The following is a 17,403-nucleotide window of genomic DNA, read 5'->3' as shown; positions in this document are numbered from 1 at the left end:
TCTAGGAAACACGATCCCGACCGGGACCCAGAGTATCGGCAATGAGCCGGGACGAGCGACAGTCGCAAAGTGGCGAACACCTGTTGACCGAAAGGCAAGCGGCTCATTCCTTCATCGCTGGCTGTGTCGTCGGGGGTTCAATCCGAATGACACGCAGAATGAGCAACGCGGCGACCATACAGCCGGCCGCGAGAAGTAACCAACTCTCCCTGTAGCCTACCGTGTCAGCGAGATACCCGAACGCTGGCGGCGCGACGAGTCCACCAGTCGTGAGCGCGAACTGGCCGCCAGCGGTGGCACCGCCGATTTCCTCGACTTCGACGAGTGTCGCCATACAAGAGTAGTAGATCCCGGTTAATCCGAGCACGAAGAACCCGAGGGCAGAGAAGACGATCGCAGCGGACAGCGGCGTTGACGTCGTCGAAGCGACGATAAAAAGCGCGACACTGGAAAGCGTTTGCACGAAAAGGATTCCTCCGATCCTGATCCGAGGATCTCCCGGGAGAACGTCGCTCAACCATCCCATTGCGACGCGCCCTGCACTGCCGGAAGTCTGCAAGAGTGCGAGCACGATACCTCCGAAGGCGACCGACGCCCCGACCGACTCCTCGACGTATAGAACCGTATAGCCGGACGTCGTAAAGACTGCCGCACCCAGAAACAGTCCGGAAAGGACGAGGCTCCGATAGGGTCGGTTGGACAGCAGTGCACGGAAGTTGGGGTACTCCGCGGGTCCTCCCATCTCGCTACCGCGATAGAGAACGTAGAAGAGGACGGCAACGAGAAGGCCGAAGGATGCAGCGACGAGAAACCCCGATTGCCAGAACAGAACACCAGCAAGCCCCGTGATCAGCAGGGCGCTGGCACCGCTCCCAGCCGTGACCCCAACCTGCTTGATCCCGACCGCCGTGTTCTGTCGACCCGATGGAATGTTATCGTAGATTGCCTTATTCGTTCCCGGCATCGCCGTCCCGTACAGCGATCCGAGAATGAACGTTGCGACGAGCAAGAGCGCGAACGTCGGGGCAACAGCGACGATCACCGCTGCGGCCGCTAGACCGACCAGACCGAGCGTGAGCGTCCGCCGCTCCCCGAACCGGTCGGTCAACGCGCCAAGCGGAAGCAAAAAAAGGGCATAGCCGAACGTAACCATCATGATCACAAGTCCCACGCGAAACCGTGAGAGAGCGAATTCGTCCCGAAAGAAGGGGGTGGCCGCATATACGGCATAGTAGCACAAGCTCGCGGCGATCTGCCACGACAACACGAGGCCGACCGTTCGCCAGTACGACCGATCCATTGCATTGCAGTGGTTCATAGAGGGAAAAAACTGTGTCGTTTCTGTCATCCAATTGTCGACGCTCATTGAAACGGGATGTCCATTCCCGTCTTCGACGGGCAGACGCCCCGAGACACTAATACCCTGCCCCGAGAACGCGCCACCATGGCTAACCCAGACCTCGATAGATTCGCGTCGCGCCGATCGACAGTGTATGCGACTCAAGGAGTCGTGGCTACCAGCCAGCCCCTGGCCGCCGAGGCTGGCATCGATATCCTTCGTTCCGGGGGAAACGCTTTCGACGCAGCCGTCGGAACCGCGGCAACGTTGAACGTCGTCGAGCCGACATACACGGGACTCGGCGGGGATGTCTTTGCGCTGTATCGGACAGCCGACGGTGAGGTCGGCGCAATGCGAGCCTGTGGCGGCGCGCCCGCCGCGTCCACCATCGAACGGGTTCGGAAAACAGTCGCCGATGGGGACCCGGCAGAGGCCACGATGCCAATGACCGGACCGCACACCGTTACCGTTCCCGGGACCGCTCGCGGGTGGGAAGCGACGGTCGAAAAGTTTGGACGTCTAACGCTTTCCGATGTTCTTCAGCCCGCAATCCGCTATGCTATGGAGGGCTATCCGGTCACGGAAGTAATCGCTGAGGCGTGGAAGCAAGGCGAAGAACTGTTCAGGGACAAACACGCCCGCGAAACCTACCTCGTCGAGGGCGAGCGAGCGCCGGAGGTCGGTGAAACCGTCCGCTTCCCGGAGCTCGGGGAATCGATGCGATCGATCGCCGAGCGGGGTGCGGACGTGGTATACGAGGGTGAAATCGGCGAGGCAATCGTCGATGAAGTACAGTCGAAAGGCGGCTTCCTGACGATGGACGACCTCGCGGACTTCGAGGTCGAGTATCCGGATCCGGTGTCGACATCCTATCGCGGCGCGGATGTGTTCGAGTTGCCGCCGAACAACCAGGGGCTGATCGCTCTCGAGGCGTTGAACGTCGCAGCCGAACTCGAAGCGGGTGCGGAGCCCCCGGACTCCGTCGCTCGAATCCACCGGCTCGTGGAGGCGATGAAAGTGGCCTTTCACGACGGCCATCACTACATCACGGACCCTGACTACGAGGCAATCCCACCGCTTGCCTCCCGAGAGTGGGCCCGAAAGCGAGCGGCTGAGATCGGCCGGGAAGCCCTCGAGGACGTCTCGATTGGCGTCCCGAACGCGAACGCAGAAGAAGCTGATACCGTCCTTTTGTGTGTCGCCGATGACGAGGGGAACGTGGTCTCGTACATCAACTCTCGGTTCAAGGGCTTCGGATCGGGACTGGTCGCCGACGGCACAGGGATCGCACTGCAGAACCGTGGAGGATCGTTCTCCCTCGAAGCCGACCATCCGAACCGTCTGGAACCGAGCAAACGTCCGTTTCACACGCTGATTCCGGGGTTAGTACGGTTCGACGAGGATGACTGGGCCGCGTTCGGCGTGATGGGAGGATACATGCAGCCCCAGGGCCACCTGCAGGTGCTCTCGCACCTGCTCGACGACGATCTGTCGCTCCAGCACGCGCTCGACCGCCCGCGATGGTGTTGTCGTGTAGACGGAACACTGGCAGTCGAGGGACGCTTCGACGGAGACCTCGCTTCAAAGCTCCTTCGCCGGGGTCACGACGTCCGAATCGGCCTTCCGGCGGACTTCGGCGGCGCACAGATCGCTCGAAATCGGCACGGGACGCTCTCGGCTGCAACTGAACCGCGAAAGGACGGAAACGCGACCGGCTACTGACGACCGAACGAATTTCGGAAATGGTGTGCTCACTGACCGGCGTGTCGCAATCGTCGCAGTATACGTATACCAGAAGCGCGTCCCGGACGTCGAGGAATCAGAGTTTCTCGGGCAGCTAGACCGGTTCGGCCTGTCGCCCGTTGACCGTCATGTGAGTCGCCGCGGCAAAGCCGACCAGTATCAGCCCCGCGACGATGAGCGTAAAGAACCCCACGGGGAGTAACGTAGCCGGCAGTATCAGGAGAATCGACCCGACGACTGCCAGCGTTCGGGGAACGACCCCCTTGACCGGCCAGCCCCAGAGTCCGGACTGGATGGCGATGACGGCGACGAACAGGATTCCGAAATCGAGCACGATCCACTGCCAACTCATCTCCAGGAGAATCGCCGGGTGGAGCACGTACCGCACGGGGATGATGAACGTCGGAAGCACCATCTTGATCGCTTTGAACGCGATCCGGATCGGATCCGCGTCTGCGACTTGGCCAGCGGCGAACGCCGCAAGCGCGACGGGCGGGGTCAGCGTCGAATACACGGCAAACGTGAAGATGTAAAAGTGACTTGGCAGGCCACCGAGATCGACCGCCGCCAGCGCTGGGGCCAACAGCGAAGCGGCGAGAATGTATGCCGCGGTCGTGGGCATCCCGAACCCAAGGATGATGGAGAAGGCAGCCACCATGATCAACAGTACCCAGAGAACACCTCCTGCCGCACCCACGAGGAACTGTCCGAAAACCACCCCCAGTCCGGTAATGTTGAGCGAACCGAGTACGATCGACGCGGCAGCACACGCCATCGCGATCTGAGTTGCGTTCCGGGCACCTTTGTCTAGCGCGACGGTCATGTGTTTCACTCCCATCCGGGAACCGGGCTGTATCGAACTCACAATCATGAGAATGCCGATCGCTACGAAGACCGATCGGTAGATCGTGTACCCGCGGACGAGCATGTAAATCAGGACGAGAAGCGTTAGCGTGAGTGTCAGCGCCTGTCCAGGAGCCTCGCGTATGACGTTAAGCGCTTTCTTCCGGTCCTCTTTCGGGATCGGCTCGATCTTCTGTTTGACCGCTTCCGCGTGTACCGAGAAGTACACGGAGGTGTAGTAGAGAAACGACGGAATAATCGCCGCCATGGCGACGACGACGTAGTTAATGCCCAGAAACTGGGCCATGATGAACGCGCCCGCACCCATGATCGGCGGCATCAACTGCCCACCACACGATGCCGTCACCTCGGTCGATCCCGCAGAGATGGGGTTGAGACCGCTTTTCTTCATCATCGGGATGGTGAAGATACCGGTCCCGTAGACGTTTGCAGCCGCGCTTCCGGAGAGGCTGCCGAAAATGGAACTTGCGACGACGGAGACCTTCGAATAGCCGCCCTGCAGGTGGCCCACCATGGCGTTACCGATGTCGATCAAAAACTGCCCGGCTTTCGTACTTTCGAGGAACGCGGCGAGTACGACGAACAGGAAAATAAACGTCGCGGAGACCCGTGTGGGAATCCCCCACAGCCCCTCGCTGGTGACGAATAACCCGTCGATCCAGTTCGACGGCGGGACGGCAGGGGTCGTAAACGGCGGGGGAAGCAGGTACGCGAAGTACGTGGCGAGCAGAAAGACGACGACAACGGCGGCCAGCAAACGGCCGACAATCCGACGGGTCGCCTCGAGGACGAGAAGCACCGAAATTATCCCGATGATCCAGTCGCCAACTGGAGGGGCTTCCACCCACGGGACCTTGTTGAGCATCCGGAAGTAGTGAAGGAGGACATATCCCATCGAAACGAATGACAGCACGATGAGTACGATGTCTACCGTTCGGTACCGCCACTTCGTGCTTCCCGCGTAGGGCACGATAGCGAAGGTCAACGCTGCCAGGAGGTACACGTGGATCGATCGCTGGATGAGTCCACCAAAGATTCCGAACGCGCCGGTATAGAGGTGAAACAGCGAGGTGGTGATTGCGATGAACGATATCAAATAAAGCCCGATGGTGCGTGCTCTCGTGTCGATCGCGTCTACATCCATGGTGATTGTTATCTATTTACTATGGGATATCAATGTTTCGCTCACCGGCATCTGAGAACGACTGGTAAGAAATGACACACAGGCGCGAAAGACCGTATCAGCCGGCCGGAGACGCAGTGAGAATCGTAGAACGAGGCTATCAGTAGCAGCGTATGTAACGCCGACGTGGCCACAACTATGATCTTGGCGCGTAAACCCGTCCACGATGATACTCCACACGAACTGTATTCTGTTCAGGGATACCTTCGGAACGGAAACGATGCGAGAGATCTTTGACGAAGCGTCGTTCGTCTCGACGTTTCTTGAGGTCGAAGCCGCGCTCGCGAGGGCCGAGGCGGAGGCCGGGATCGTGCCCGAGTGGGCCGCCGCCGAGATTACAGCGAAGTCCTCGATCGAACACGTCGAGACCACACGGATCAAGGAGTACGTCGACGAGATCGGGCTGTTCTCGATGAGCATCATTGAGGCCTGGAAGGAAGAACTCGGCGAGGCGGGGGAATACGTCCACTGGGGGGCCTCGACGCAGGACATCTCCGACACTGTCGTCGTCATCCAGCTCCGCGAGGCGATGGAGGCCATCGGCGAAACGCTTCTGGCCGTTCGAGATCGGCTCGTATCCCTCGCAGACGAGCACCGCGAAACGCCGATGATCGGGCGGACTCAGCACACCAACGCGCCGCCGATCACTCTTGGCTTCAAGTTTGCGACCTGGCTCGACGAGATCGAGCGTCACCTGGTGCGCCTGCGGCAACTCGAGGAACGCGTGTACGTGGCCGAGTTCGCGGGCGCGTCAGGAACGTTGGCGGCCGTCGGCGACGACGGAGCTGAGATTCTCGAACGGTTCGCTACGGAGTTGGATCTCCAACCTCCGAGAATCGGGTGGACAGCGACCCGCGATCGGTTCGCCGAAACGCTAAATCTCTTTGCGATGATCGCCGGGTCGTTGGCTCGGATCGGACGGCAGGTGCTGCTCCTGAACCGACCGGAAATCGGCGAACTCGTGGAGACCGTTCCCGACGATGAACTAGGGAGCAGTACCAACCCGCACAAGCGTAATCCAGTGTTGTCCCAGCACACCGTTGGACTCGCACGTCTGGTTCGGGCGACCGCGAACGTGATGAACGAATCGCTCGAACCGTACGACGAGCGGGACCGATCGTCCTGGTACGTCGAGTTCGCGGTCGTCCCCGAGAGCGCCATGTATCTCCACCGCGCGCTCGTCAACACGCGCGACAATTTGACGGGGCTCGGCGTTGAACCGCAAGCGATGGAACGAAACGTCCATCGGTCTGGGCCGCTGATTGCCTCCGAGGCCGTCATGATGGCACTCGCCGAGGAAATCGGTCGACAGACGGCTCACGAGGTCGTCCACGAAGCCGCGACGACGGCACTCGACGGAGACGTGTCGTTCAGGGAGGCACTCGCCACCGATTCCCGTGTGGCAGACCACCTTTCCGAAACGAGGATCGAATCCCTGACCGATCCGATCGAGTACATCGGGCTCTCGACCACGTTCATCGATCGTGTACTCGAGGCGTCCGGGAGGTCGTCCTGAACACCGGACCAACGAGCGATGGCTTGAACGTTTAATATGGAGTCGAGACAACAGGGGGGTATGTATCAAGTAGTGCTCGCGGTCGGCGAGGACGAAGAGATCGCCGAATCGATGGTCGAGAAAGTCGCGTCTCTACCGGACGCATCGCAGTCCGTCCGGGCGATCGTGGTACACGTGTTCAAGGACGTTGAGGCACCACCGAGTGCCGCCGTGTGGGAACCGCCGCGGCGCGAAGACCCGGACGACGAAGTCGAACAGGAGGTACACCCGGCTACCTTAGCGCAGGTAGTGGACGGACTCGCCGATCACGGCGTCGCATACGAGATCCGTGTCGAGCGGGGCAATCCGCCCGACGAAATCGTCCGGATCGCAAACGAACTCGACGCGGAGGGGATTTACATCGGCGGCAGAAAGCGGTCGCCGGCGGGCAAGATGCTGTTCGGAAGCACTACCCAGTCAGTCATGTTCGCGACGGATCAACCGGTGACCGTCTTTGGAGCGCCGCAGTAGTCGATGACCCGACTGGGCAGTATCTTAAATAGGGTGTGTGTCATCATGCCACTATGGTTGATCAGCGGACCGACGAGAGATGTGAAGCGTACGGAACCGCCAGTTTGGAACCGGACGGAGAGGTCGTCGCAGGCTCCTATTGCACGTGGACGGTTACCTACACGGTTGGTGAACTGGGGATGGACGACGGGAGCACGCTGAAGTTCGCAGCTAACATGTCAAGCGACTGGGGGCGGCCGCAGTTCGACGATCCGTCGGCCGATAACTATGCGACCGTGGAGACGTCGGGCGACGCATCCGTCGATGCCCGTTGGGACACTGACGGATACGTACGGCCATTGAAAGACACGATCACCATCGACGTCTACGACGGGGCGTTGGCCCCCGGCGACGCGATCACGCTCACGCTCGGCGAGACCGGCGGCGGGTGTCTCGGCCATCAAGCCCAGTCGTTTCCGGAGGAGGATTTCGAACTCGTAGTACTCGTTGACGCGTTCGAGTCCGGCGAACCCGTCCCCCTGCCCGAACCGCTCACCTTCGACGTCGTTTCTGGTTCCGCCAACCAGCTACGAGCGTTCGCCCCTTCGAACGCGGAGTCCGGCGACGAAGTGACCGTACGGGTCCGTGCGGAAGACTACTGGGGGAACACGGCCGCGAGATACGAGGGGAGGCTGCGCGTCGAAGGCGAGGCGCTTGACTCTCCCGTCACGGTGACGGCCTCGGAGGGACTCGCCATCGCCGACGTGGTCCTCGCCGAGGAAGGCGTTCATCGGCTGCGGGTCGCCGACGCTGACCGTTCCGACTTGGAGACGACCACCAACCCCGTCCGTTGTGGCCACGACGACGCGCGGCCGACGTATTGGGGGGACATCCACGGGCAGTCCGGGGAGACGGTGGGGACGGGGACCATCCAGCGCTATTTCCGGTATCTCCGGGAAAACGCCCACCTCGATTTCGGCTCACACGCCGCCAACGACTTCCAGATCACCGATGAGTTCTGGAACACCATCCAAGAACAGGTCCGTGAGCATCATGATCCCGGAACCTTCGTTACGTTCCTCTGTTACGAGTGGTCGCCGAATACGTCCGTAGGAGGCGACCACAACGTCTACTTCAAGGGGGACGAGGCGGAGATTCACCGGAGTTCGAGCTGGCAGATCGCCGACGGCTACGAGAAACACGAGGGGACCTACCCCGTCTCGGAGCTTTACGCAGTCTACGAGGACCGAGATGACGTGCTTATAATCCCCCACCAAGGAGGACGGCCGGCCGTCCTCGACGACCTCGATCCGGAACTGACACCCTTCGTCGAGATTACATCCGTCTGGGGAATCTTCGAGTGGTTCGGGCAGGAGGCCCTCGAACGCGGTTACGAGGTGGGGTTCGTTGGAGGAAGCGACGATCACACCGGCCGCCCTGGCGCAAGCTATCCGACGAACACAGCCGACTGGTCGTTCCCGATCAAGGGGCCGGTGATGGCCGCGAAAGCGGAGGACCTCACTCGGGACGCGTTGTGGGAGTCGTTCACGGAACGCCGCGTTTACGGCACGACCGGCGCGCGAATCTTCCTCGACGTACGCGTCGATGGGACCCCAATGGGTGGGGAGACGAAGGTCGAAGAGGACCCCGCCGTCGACGTGACGGTGAACGGGACTGCGCCCCTGCGTCAGGTCGACCTGTTCCGCGGGCCGGATCCGATCGAATCGCGTTCGTTCGCGGACGACGACGACCTGATTGAGATCATGTGGACCGGGGCCCGGTCGAAGAACCGTCACAAGGTCCAGGACTGGAGCGGAGCACTCAACCTCTCGGCCGGTCGAATCGTATCAGCCGAACCGGTTGGGTTCGACCACCCGAACCAAGGAATAGAACGGGCGACAGACACGACAATCGAGTGGGACGGTGCGACCGCCGGAAACTATCAGGGTCTCCGACTTCGGCTCGACGCTCCCGAAGATGCGAAGTTGCGGATCGCCACCGAACCGGTCACAACGACCATACCGGTAGACTCCCTTGACGACGAACTGACGTTCGCCGATGGACCGGTCGGCCGACAGCTTTCGGTTCGACGGGCAGGAACGTCGAGTACGTTCGACATCGATCGGACGTTCCGCGACGAAGGGGCTACTGCCGGTCGTCACGCGTACTACGTGCGGATCCGACAGGACGATGGCGAGATGGCGTGGAGTTCACCAGTGTTTGTTGACGTGGAGTGACGTACCAGCAAAAGCCACTTTCATTAAATAACTGCAAACTCATAACGCATTTTAGGGAAAGTTATATGTATACACATTGAATTAGTCGATGTTGGGGCATGAGCTCATTTGACATACTGAACCTGCTTCCGCTCGGGGTGCTGTTCGTGACAGCCTTCGCCGTGCTGCCGATCGTCAATACTGTTCACGAGGACGGCATCGAGAACATCGATTCCAGACAGTGGCTCGCATTCACCGTCATTTTCATCGGTGCTGCGTTGCTCTGGGTGGTCTCGATGGTGATCGGGCGAACGCGGTTCAACGTGTGGCCACCGCTGGCGGTAATGGCGACGGGATTCCTGTGGTACATGAAGCTCATGCGCGACCGTGGTGAACTCCACGAAGAACCCGAAATGGGTGGCACGAGCTATGAGTGAAATACTATGGTAGATAACAACACCATTCGACGGCGTAGAGTCTTACAATCGATCGGCGCAACCGGTATTGCCGGGGTTGCCGGCTGTCTCGGTGGCGGTGGCGGCGGTGGCGGTAACGGCGACGGCCAGTTGCTGTTGGAGACGGCCGCGGGTAGTCCGGGCGGAACGGGGTACGTCATCATGAACGCGCTCATGTCGACCGCCTCAGCCGAGTATCCCAACCTCGCGTACAACATCCTCCCGGGCGGCTGGGTCGGGAACAACGAGCGGCTTCAAAGCAAGGATATCCACGTCGGACACACGACGATGGTGGCTGGCTCGCTCGCCGCTAATGGGAAGGACCCGTATGATGGTTCGGACTGGGAGAGCGGAAACATCCGATCGGTAATCGCCGATCAGACGGAACTGTTCTACTACGTGGTCGCACAACCGGACTTCGAGTACGACACCTTACAGGAGGCAGCCGACGACGAGTATCCGATCACGGTCACGAACCAGCCCGAAGGGACGTTCGGTGGGTTCGTGTGGGACACGGCACTTGCGGAACTGGGGTACGATCAAGAAACGATCGACGAACTCGGCGGCGACTACCGCCGGACCTCGTGGGACGATATGGCACAGATGTTCGTCGACGAGGATATCGACGCGATTCTCGCGGTCAGCGGTCGCGCCGTGGGTTGGCTCGAGACGATCACGGCAACGCGCGACGTGAAGTACCTGCAGTGGACGGACGAAAACCGCGAGTACTTCAGCGACGAGTACGGACTTCTGACCGCTGACCTTGAGTCGGGTACCCTGCCGGAACTGGACGACACGTTGTCCTGTATGCAGGACAGCGGCCTGGTCAACGCGCAGGTCGACGCACCCGAGGAATCAATCTATAGCGTCGTCGACGGCGTCATCAAGAACGTCGACCAGGTGCGCAACTCCGCCGACATCCTCGGCGTCTTCGATGCCGACGAGTCGATGCACTCGGACGTCCCCTTCGACCTCCACCCCGGAGCACAAGACGCGTACGAGGACAACGATCTGCTGTAATCACAGAGATGGTCAATCTTCAAGATTGGGACCTCCCGGTCCCCGATTGGGTGATTTTTGGCTGGCTCGGACTGTTAGAAGCGATTATTCTCGTCGGCATGACGGTGTTCGTAGTTTCACTGTTCGAACAGGGCGATATAATACCGACGCTGCCTCTCACTCGTAGCCCGATCGTGTTGATTGGGCTGGTTGCGGTTCTAACAGTCGTGTTCACCGTCTTCAGGATGGACGACGTGTCGATGGGTGACCTGATCCGGAGATCCAGAAGTTGAGCCAATAATACCGACGAATTACTCCACTCTGTGCGGGTCATCCGCCGTTTCAAAACACACACCGAGGATGGAATAACGACGATTGGTATGAAAGGAGAACCAAGTTTCGAGACGCCACATACTCGATCACCGACGATGGATCGTCCTTGTCCCCAGAGACGAGATCCGCGACTGGGCGAAACGAATTTGTACGATGCCTGACCAACATAATGTAGCGCGTTCACATGTCTCACGAACGGGGCGGATATCCCGCGGAACCGAAAAAGTATGATAGCACGAACGTTGTCGACGGGAACGAATAGAGTAACGCCCAGCAATGACTAACTACGGATTTGTCATCGACAACCGGCGGTGTATCGGATGTCACGCGTGTACGGTCGCGTGTAAAGCTGAACACGACGATCCGATCGGTGTCAACAAGACGTGGGTGAAGTATATCGAAAAGGGAAATTTCCCGCAAACGAGTCGGAAGTTTTCGGTGATGCGATGCAACCACTGCGCCGATTCGCCATGTACTGACGTCTGCCCAGTAACCGCACTCTGGGAACGGGAAGACGGGATCGTTGACTTCGACACCGAACGGTGTATTGGTTGCAAGGCGTGTATGCAGGGATGCCCGTACGACGCCCTTTATATCGATCCAGAGACGTCCACCGCAACGAAGTGCAACTACTGTTCCCACCGGGTCGACTCGGGACGAGAACCCGCTTGCGTGACCGTTTGTCCGGAGGACGCGATCATCGCTGGGGACATGGAGAACCCGGAGACTGAGATTAGCGGGACGATCTCCGGACAGGAGGTGCAAGCCCGCAAGCCCGAGAAAGGGACCGAACCGAACCTCTTCTACGTCGAGGGGGACGAGAGTTCGATCACGCCCGAATCGACCGACCGGGGGGAACACTACATGTGGAGCGATGCACCCAACCAGGTCGAAACTCGCGGTGCAGCCCGCGAGGACTTCGACCTCGAGCGTGCCGCCCAGTCGCTCGCCGAATCGGATGTCTCCCTGTCGAACAGCGACAGGAGCATGATCGAACCCAAGGCTGACGGCGGCGAGCGACCCGGCAGAAAAGAGGGTTGTGGCTGTGATAGTTGTGACTGCGACGAAGGGAGCGACCGCGTCGCCTCCGACGGCGGCGCCAGGTCCGGGACGTCGGCGGACGTCGGATCAAGCCGGACCGAACGGGCCTACGAACTCCTCCAGACCGAGGCGAAGAGGGTGTACGACGTCGCCGAGAACCATCGGACGTCGTGGGGATGGGAGGTGTACTCCTACACGTGGACGAAGTCGATCAGCGCCGGCGTCTTCCTGTTGCCCGTACTACTGATGTTGACGGGACTGATCGAACCCTCGCTGGACCTGATCGGGGCCAGTGCTACAGTCAGTGCAGCGTTCCTCGGTTTGACCGGTGTTTTGCTGATCCTCGATTTGGATCGGCCCGGACGGTTCCACTGGGTGCTGCTGCGACCCAACTGGAAATCGTGGCTGGTGAGAGGCGCGTACATCATCACGGCGTACGGTGGGTATCTCGGGCTCGTGGTCGTCGGCTGGCTGCTCGGCGTCGACGCTGTCGTCCACCCCACCTCTCTCGTGGCAGGTGGGGCGCTTGCAGCCGCGACCGCCGTCTATACGGCATTCCTGTTCAGCCAGTCGAAGGGACGCGACCTTTGGCAGAGCCCGGCGATGCCGCTTCACATGTTCGTGCAGGCGGTCGTCGCGGGCGCCGCCGCGACCGCACTGATGGGACTGATCGGGATCGGGACATTCGTGGGTCCATCGAGGCTACTGCTTGCGGCCGGACTGGTCGTCCACCTGGCACTGATCGGGTCAGAGATCCTCACTCCTCACCAGACCGAAGACGCCGAGGAGGCCGCCGCCCGGATCGTCCGGGGGGAGTTCAGTACTGCGTTCTGGATCGGCGGGATTGCCCTGGGGATCGCCGTCCCACTCATCCTGATCGCAATCAGTGGAACCGGGCCGGTCGTCGCCGCCGCGGGCATCGCGGCACTGGCCGGCCTCTTCGCCTTCGAGTACTGTTGGATTACCGCACCACAAACCATTTCACTCGCGTAACCATGGGAAACAACTTCACTCCGACTCGAGTCGAACGACTCGCCGAACGGCTAGGTATTCTGTCGAACCGAACGACAGACACGAAAAAGCAACGCCAGCGACTCGGCGCCGACGGCGTCGAAAGCATCGGTCCTGACGGTCAGCTCGCGTCCTATCCCGATCCCGAGACGTGGGACTCCTACCTGGAGTACGAGTCCAGCGGCGAACCCCGCGAATACTCGCTCGTTCCGACGGCGTGTTTCAACTGCGAGGCCGGCTGTGGCCTCCTGACCTACATCGACAAGGAAACCGGGGAGATTCGGAAGATCGAGGGGAACCCCGAACACCCTGGCTCGCGCGGGCGCAACTGCGCGAAAGGACCGGCGACGATCAATCAGCTGACCGACCCCCAGCGCATCCGATACCCGCTCAGGCGCGACGGACCGCGAGGGAGCGGCAAGTGGAAACGCGTCTCCTGGGAAGACGCTCTCGATGATATTGCCAGTGAGATGCGCAAGACTATCGAAGACGGCCGAGAAAACGAGATTACTTACCACGTCGGACGCCCGGGCCACGAGGGATTCATGGATCGGGTCATCGACGCTTGGGGGCTGGACGGTCACAATTCGCATACGAATATTTGTAGTGCAGGCGCGCGGGCCGGGTATGCCCTCTGGCATAAGTACGACCGGCCGAGCGCGGACTTCGCCAATGCGGAAGTCGTTTTGCTTCTGTCGGCCCACCTCGAATCTGGACACTACTTCAATCCGCACGCACAGCGGATCATCGAGGGCATGCAAGACGGTGGACAGCTCGCAGTGATGGATCCACGGCTCTCGAACACCGCGGCGATGGCCGACCACTGGCTGCCGACCCAGCCCGGCAGCGAGGCTGCCGTCCTGCTGTCGATGGCGAACGTGATCCTCAAGGAAGACCTCTACGACGCAGAATTCCTCCGGAACTGGGTCAATTGGGGACAATTCCTTGATGAGGAGTATCCCGACCGCGAACGCAGCTTCGAGACCTATATCCGGACGCTGAAGGAAATCTATGCGGAGTTTACGCCCCAGTCTGCGGCGGGCGAAAGCGGCGTCGACGCCGCGAAGATCGAAACGATCGGCCGGAAGATCGGTACCGCCGGCGATCGGTTCGCGAGCCACATCTGGCGCAGCGCCGCCAGCGGCAACCGCGGTGGTTGGCAGGTCTCGCGGTGTCTGCACTTCCTGTCAGTCTTGACCGGGAGCGTCGGGACGAAAGGCGGAACGTCGCCGAACGCATGGCACAAGTTCGAGCCGGAGATGCCGAAGGAGCCGCCGCGCCAGACACTCTGGGACGAACTCCAGTTGCCCGTCGAGTATCCCTTCGCCCACTACGAGATGAGTCAGCTGTTGCCGTACTTCCTCAAGGAGGGCCGCGGGAAGTTGTCGGTGTATTTCACCCGCGTGTTCAACCCCGTCTACACCTACCCTGACGGGTTCTCCTGGATCGAGGCGCTGAGCGACGAGGAGATGGTCGGGATGCACGTCGCGCTCACGCCTACTTGGAACGAGACGGCGTACTTCGCCGACTACGTCCTGCCGATGGGCCACAGTCCGGAGCGCCACGACATCCAGAGCCAGGAGACCCACGCCGGAACGTGGGTCACCTACCGTCAGCCCGTCCTTCGGGAGTTCGCCGAGCGCGAGGGCGAGAACGTCGAGTACACCTACGAGGCAAATCCCGGTGAGGTATGGGAAGAAGACGAGTTCTGGATCGAACTCTCCTGGCAGCTCGACGAGGACGGCGAACTTGGGATTCGCGAACACTTCGAGAGTCCGTACCGCGAGGGCGACGACGGCGAGGAACCACCGAAGATGACGATCGACGAGTACTACAGGTACGTCTTCGAACACGAGGAGGCCCTCGTCGAGCGCGCCGACGCGGAAGGGATGACACCTCTGGAGTACATGAAACATCACGGCGCCTTCGAGGCTTCGACGAACGACTATGTGCTTCACGAGGAACCAATCGACGAGTCAATCCTCGAGGATGACGACGTGTGGGTCGACGAGTACGGCACGATCCGCCGGGGTGATCGGCCGGAGACGGCCTCCGAGTCGGATAGCTCAGAAGTGCTGGGCGTGATGGTCGACGGCGAACCGAAACGCGGGTTTCCCACCCCGACCGGAAAACAGCAGTTCTATTCGAAGACGATCGCGGAGTGGGGCTGGGACGACGAGGAGTACACCATCCCCCACTACCTAAAGAGCCATGTCCACCCCGAGAACATCGACTACGACGACGGCGAGATGGTACTGGTGCCGACGTTTCGACTTCCGACCCAGATCCACTCCCGGTCGTCAAACTCCAAGTGGCTCGAGGAAATCTCCCATAATAACCCCGTCTGGCTGCACACCAGGGACGCCCACAGGCTGGGCGTCGAGACCGGTGACCTCGTCCGTGTGGAGACGGACATCGGCTACTTCGTGAACGAGGTGTGGGTGACCGAATCGATCAAGCCCGGGATCACTGCCATGTCTCACCATATGGGTCAGTGGAAGATCGACCGAGAGGACGGCGACGGGGAGGCGGAAGAGGGTGGCGATCCCTACGGAAAGGTGACGGTGGCACTGGACAACGCCGAGAGCCAGTGGGGAATGCGTCAGGTCGATGGGATCGGTCCGTTCGAGAGCGACGATCCGGACAGCGAGCGCGTCTGGTGGACCGATGGAGGGGTTGCGCAGAACCTCACGCACGCACCCCATCCCGACCCGATCTCGGGGATGCATTGTTGGCATCAAAAGGTCACGGTGCGACCGGCCGAAGACGACGACTACTACGGCGACGTCTACGTCGACACCGAGCGAGCCATGGCGATCTATCGCGAGTGGCTCGACGAGACGAACGCCGCACCGGGACCGGAGGGGTTGCGTCGACCCAAGTGGCTCAAACGGCCCGTTGCCCCGCCGACGAACGGTGACGACGAGGCGTGGTACGTCGGCGGTCCCGTCGGTCGACCCGAGCGCTGGGACCCCGAGGAGCGGTCCTCGAGGTCGAACTGATGGTTGCGGACACGCCCCGACATGAAACGGTCGAGCGCGTCAGTGAGCGACTCACCAGCGTGACGATCGACGGGGGGAGCGGCGGCACTGATCTCGTCGGGAGTGGAGACGTGACCGTAGCCGGGGAAACCGTCACGGTCCGGGTCAGGATCCCGGTCCCGCCTGGCCCAGTCCGAGATCGCCTCGAGCGAGAGATCAGGGTCGCTGCGCTGGAGGTTACAGGCGTCACGACTGTTGAGGTGGTCTGGGAGCCAGCGGTTCCGGATCCGGGCGTCCGCATCGATGCCCTCTCGGACGTGAAACACGTCGTCGCGGTCGCAAGCGGAAAGGGTGGCGTCGGCAAGAGCACGGTCGCGACGAACTTGGCCGTCTCCCTCGCTCGAAGCGGGAGCGACGTCGGCTTGCTCGATGCCGACGTCTACGGTCCGAATGCCCCGGCGATGTTGGGGCTGTCCGATCGGACACCCGAGACGACGCTCGACGACCGAATCCGTCCCCGGACCGCCCACGGCGTGAAGGCGATGAGCATGGACTTTCTCGTCGGCGAAGATGATCCCGTGATATGGCGAGGCGTACTCGTTGACGACTCCCTCAAGCAACTACTGACGGATGTCCAGTGGGGCAGTCTGGACTACCTCGTCGTCGATCTCCCGCCCGGAACCGGCGACGCTCACCTGACGCTCACTCAATCTCTTCCATTGTCCGGTGCTGTGATCGTCACGACCCCACAGCCAGTCGCCATCGAGGACGCTAAACGGGGGCTGCGTGCCTTCGATCGGTACGACGTTCCGATCCTCGGTATCGTAGAGAACATGAGCCGCTTCGACTGTCCGGATTGTGGATCCACCCACGAAATCTTCGATACCGGCGGTGCTCGACGGCTGAGCGAGCGGTTCGACGTGCCAGTGCTCGGACGGCTCCCCCTGAATCCTGCCGTCGGTGCACCGAATCGGGAGGAGGATGTCAACCCGCCAGGAATCGAAGTGCCCGTCATCGGTCGGCTCGACCTTCCCCGGACGCGTGAGGAGCGTGAACGGGAGGAGCTTCCCGATCCGGTCGTCATACGGGAGGACGCTGGCCCTCTCCGGAATGCGTTCGACCAGATCTGTACACGGACGGCCGCCCGCATCGACCGGCTCGCTACGACTGGCGGCGATCGGCTAACGGAATCCTGAGCTAGCGCGATCTCGCATCCTGCCACCGGCGAACCGG

Annotated in this window: 12 protein-coding genes and 1 pseudogene; 11 read left to right on the top strand and 2 right to left on the bottom strand. The window is 61.1% G+C overall.

Annotated elements, in window-relative coordinates; genetic code table 11:
- Positions 1-103: 103 nt before the first annotated feature.
- A complete protein-coding gene (locus MUG98_RS03660) occupies positions 104-1,300 on the bottom strand; it encodes an MFS transporter (RefSeq protein WP_265110815.1) in 1,197 nt (398 codons plus the stop codon).
- Between the two features lie 144 nt (positions 1,301-1,444).
- On the opposite strand from MUG98_RS03660, the gene MUG98_RS03655 reads away from it, so the two are divergent.
- Complete coding sequence (locus tag MUG98_RS03655; protein WP_265110814.1) at positions 1,445-3,061, top strand: gamma-glutamyltransferase family protein; 1,617 nt, start codon at positions 1,445-1,447, stop codon at positions 3,059-3,061.
- A 115-nt stretch (positions 3,062-3,176) separates the two neighbouring features.
- Here the strand turns inward: MUG98_RS03655 and MUG98_RS03650 are convergent, their stop codons facing one another.
- Positions 3,177-5,090, bottom strand: a complete 1,914-nt coding sequence (locus MUG98_RS03650) for a TRAP transporter permease (RefSeq protein WP_265110813.1) — start codon at positions 5,088-5,090, stop codon at positions 3,177-3,179.
- A gap of 259 nt (positions 5,091-5,349) precedes the next feature.
- On the opposite strand from MUG98_RS03650, the gene MUG98_RS03645 reads away from it, so the two are divergent.
- The 10 genes and pseudogenes from MUG98_RS03645 (at position 5,350) to MUG98_RS03605 (ending at position 17,366) form a co-directional block, all read left to right on the top strand.
- Entirely contained in the window at positions 5,350-6,645 is a 1,296-nt protein-coding gene (locus MUG98_RS03645; RefSeq protein ID WP_265110812.1) for a class-II fumarase/aspartase family protein, read from the top strand.
- A gap of 60 nt (positions 6,646-6,705) precedes the next feature.
- Positions 6,706-7,155, top strand: a complete 450-nt coding sequence (locus tag MUG98_RS03640; protein WP_265110811.1) for a universal stress protein — start codon at positions 6,706-6,708, stop codon at positions 7,153-7,155.
- Positions 7,156-7,208: 53 nt separating this feature from the next.
- Positions 7,209-9,371: a DUF3604 domain-containing protein gene (locus MUG98_RS03635; protein WP_265110810.1), complete on the top strand. Its 2,163-nt coding sequence runs from the start codon at positions 7,209-7,211 to the stop codon at positions 9,369-9,371.
- 98 nt (positions 9,372-9,469) lie between these two features.
- Positions 9,470-9,787, top strand: coding sequence for a hypothetical protein (locus tag MUG98_RS03630; RefSeq protein ID WP_265110809.1), 318 nt, complete (start codon positions 9,470-9,472; stop codon positions 9,785-9,787).
- 6 nt (positions 9,788-9,793) lie between these two features.
- Positions 9,794-10,825 carry a TAXI family TRAP transporter solute-binding subunit gene (locus tag MUG98_RS03625; RefSeq protein WP_265110808.1) on the top strand — a complete coding sequence of 344 codons (1,032 nt, stop codon included), beginning with the start codon at positions 9,794-9,796 and terminating at the stop codon, positions 10,823-10,825.
- An 8-nt stretch (positions 10,826-10,833) separates the two neighbouring features.
- Complete coding sequence (locus MUG98_RS03620) at positions 10,834-11,097, top strand: hypothetical protein (RefSeq protein ID WP_265110807.1); 264 nt, start codon at positions 10,834-10,836, stop codon at positions 11,095-11,097.
- Positions 11,098-11,413: 316 nt separating this feature from the next.
- Positions 11,414-11,788: pseudogene (locus MUG98_RS25365) on the top strand (4Fe-4S dicluster domain-containing protein); the annotation flags it as partial.
- Between the two features lie 21 nt (positions 11,789-11,809).
- Positions 11,810-13,171 carry an NrfD/PsrC family molybdoenzyme membrane anchor subunit gene (nrfD, locus tag MUG98_RS03615; protein WP_320443110.1) on the top strand — a complete coding sequence of 454 codons (1,362 nt, stop codon included), beginning with the start codon at positions 11,810-11,812 and terminating at the stop codon, positions 13,169-13,171.
- Between the two features lie 2 nt (positions 13,172-13,173).
- On the top strand, positions 13,174-16,191 hold the full coding sequence (locus MUG98_RS03610) for a molybdopterin-dependent oxidoreductase (protein WP_265110805.1): 3,018 nt from the start codon (positions 13,174-13,176) through the stop codon (positions 16,189-16,191).
- The gene (locus MUG98_RS03605; RefSeq protein WP_265110804.1) at positions 16,191-17,366 is read left to right on the top strand and encodes an Mrp/NBP35 family ATP-binding protein; all 1,176 of its coding nucleotides are present in this window, start codon (positions 16,191-16,193) and stop codon (positions 17,364-17,366) included. The genes MUG98_RS03610 and MUG98_RS03605 overlap by 1 nt, the downstream gene beginning before the upstream one ends.
- The last annotated feature ends 37 nt before the right edge of the window (positions 17,367-17,403 follow it).

The organism is Halosolutus halophilus, from assembly GCF_022869805.1.
GTDB classification, from domain to species: domain Archaea; phylum Halobacteriota; class Halobacteria; order Halobacteriales; family Natrialbaceae; genus Halosolutus; species Halosolutus halophilus.
The sequence above is the reverse complement of the archived record's forward strand: the minus strand, read 5'-3'. Positions and strand labels throughout refer to the sequence as shown.

Bases quoted from the DNA above. Each gene is read 5' to 3' on its own strand.
- MUG98_RS03660 (WP_265110815.1), bottom strand. From the start codon at position 1,300: ATGGATCGGTCGTACTGGCGAACGGTCGGCCTCGTGTTGTCGTGGCAG.
- MUG98_RS03655 (WP_265110814.1), top strand. From the start codon at position 1,445: ATGGCTAACCCAGACCTCGATAGATTCGCGTCGCGCCGATCGACAGTG.
- MUG98_RS03650 (WP_265110813.1), bottom strand. From the start codon at position 5,090: ATGGATGTAGACGCGATCGACACGAGAGCACGCACCATCGGGCTTTAT.
- MUG98_RS03645 (WP_265110812.1), top strand. From the start codon at position 5,350: ATGCGAGAGATCTTTGACGAAGCGTCGTTCGTCTCGACGTTTCTTGAG.
- MUG98_RS03640 (WP_265110811.1), top strand. From the start codon at position 6,706: ATGTATCAAGTAGTGCTCGCGGTCGGCGAGGACGAAGAGATCGCCGAA.
- MUG98_RS03635 (WP_265110810.1), top strand. From the start codon at position 7,209: ATGGTTGATCAGCGGACCGACGAGAGATGTGAAGCGTACGGAACCGCC.
- MUG98_RS03630 (WP_265110809.1), top strand. From the start codon at position 9,470: ATGAGCTCATTTGACATACTGAACCTGCTTCCGCTCGGGGTGCTGTTC.
- MUG98_RS03625 (WP_265110808.1), top strand. From the start codon at position 9,794: ATGGTAGATAACAACACCATTCGACGGCGTAGAGTCTTACAATCGATC.
- MUG98_RS03620 (WP_265110807.1), top strand. From the start codon at position 10,834: ATGGTCAATCTTCAAGATTGGGACCTCCCGGTCCCCGATTGGGTGATT.
- MUG98_RS03610 (WP_265110805.1), top strand. From the start codon at position 13,174: ATGGGAAACAACTTCACTCCGACTCGAGTCGAACGACTCGCCGAACGG.
- MUG98_RS03605 (WP_265110804.1), top strand. From the start codon at position 16,191: ATGGTTGCGGACACGCCCCGACATGAAACGGTCGAGCGCGTCAGTGAG.